The sequence below is a fragment of the Kitasatospora sp. NPDC093550 genome, from assembly GCF_044764985.1.
Classification (GTDB): domain Bacteria; phylum Actinomycetota; class Actinomycetes; order Streptomycetales; family Streptomycetaceae; genus Kitasatospora.
In genome coordinates this window covers 1-1,519 of record NZ_JBIWJF010000078.1, presented here as the reverse complement: position 1 = coordinate 1,519, position 1,519 = coordinate 1, and the positions used below count along the sequence as shown (strand labels likewise).

The 1,519-nt window shown below is 71.8% G+C and carries 1 protein-coding gene; it reads left to right on the top strand.

Annotated features, from left to right (window positions below; all coding sequences use genetic code 11):
* A partial coding sequence (locus ACIRD3_RS40515; RefSeq protein ID WP_402227145.1) for an N-acetylmuramoyl-L-alanine amidase occupies positions 1-1,220 on the top strand: 1,220 nt, incomplete at its 5' end.
* Positions 1,221-1,519 lie beyond the last annotated feature (299 nt).

Genomic DNA, 1,519 nt, shown 5'->3' with positions numbered 1-1,519 from the left:
CCGAGTGCCCGCCCGGGCTGGGCTGCGACTTCATCCCCGCCGCCTACGCCCTGACCGACCCCGGCGACCCCACCTCCTTCGGCAACTACAACCCCGCGCACCGCCCCGACGACGGCCAGCAGATCCGCTACCTCGTCATCCACGACACCGAGAGCGACTACGCCGGCGCGCTCGCCGCCTTCCAGGACCCCCGCGAACAGGCCACCGCGCACTACCTGGTGCGCGCCGGCGACGGCCACGTCACCCAGCTGGTTCACACCGGCGACATCGCCTGGCACTCCGGCAACAAGACCGTCAACATGCACAGCATCGGCATCGAACACGAGGGCTTCGCCCTGCCCACCGACCGCCCCACCTGGTACTCCGAGCAGCTCTACCAGTCCTCGGCGGCCCTGGTGCGCTACCTCGCCGACCGCTTCGGCGTGCCGCTGGACCGCCAGCACGTCATCGGCCACGACGACGTCCCCGGCCCCACTCAGGACGCCATCGCCGACATGCACTGGGATCCCGGCACCTTCTGGGACTGGGCCCACTACCTCGACCTGCTGCACGCCCCGCTGGACGCCGGCACCGACACACCGCCCCGCCCCGGCGACACCGTCACCATCGCGCCGCCCTTCGACAGCACCAACGAGCCCCCCGTCAGCGGGGTCTCCGCCCGCCCCGAGAACTTCGTCTACCTGCGTACCCGGCCCGCCTCGGACGCCCCGCTGATCAACAGCGCCACCACCAGGGCCGACGACTGGAGCGACAAGGCCTCCACCGGCGCCCGCTACGTCGTCGCCGACCAGCAAGGCGACTGGACGGCGATCTGGTACGACGGCCAGAAGTGCTGGTTCGCCAACCCGAACGGGCGAGCCGCCCGCACCGACCGGCGCACCGGGGCCGCCGGGACCACCACCGTGTTGGCCCCGCGCCCCGGCACCGCCACCATCCCGGTCTACGGCCGGGCCTACCCCGAGGCCGCCGCCTACGCGCCCTACCCGGCCATCAAACCGCTGCCGGTGGTGCCCCTGCGCGCGACCGTCCCGGCCGGACAGGCGTACCTCGCCGTCGCCGCCACTCCCGAGCGGGCCGACTACTTCTACGACCAGAACATCAACGGCGACGCGCCCGACGACCGCACCCTGGTCGTCGGGCACGACACCTACTACCCGATCCGCTTCAACCACCGCCTGGCGTTCCTCAAAGCCACCGACGTCCAGGCAACCACCCAGTAGGTCGAGCCGGTCCGCAGCCCGTCCACGATCAACCGGGAGGCCCGCCGCAACAAGGCGCTCGGCTGGGAAACCCCAGCCGAGCGCCTGCATGAACTGCTCGCGGCTGACCAGACCGACGACGTGTTGCAACGACCCCTGGAAACCGCCGGAAGTGTGGGGGCCTGACGGTCGCGTACGCACGGGTCGTTGAAGCGCACACTGCTCGGCCGGGGGGATTGCAGGCCGACCCCGCGGTGACGACCAGATGGTCACCGAAGCGGAGCGTGCCCTACTCGGCCGGTCCGGAGCGGGGCGGGATG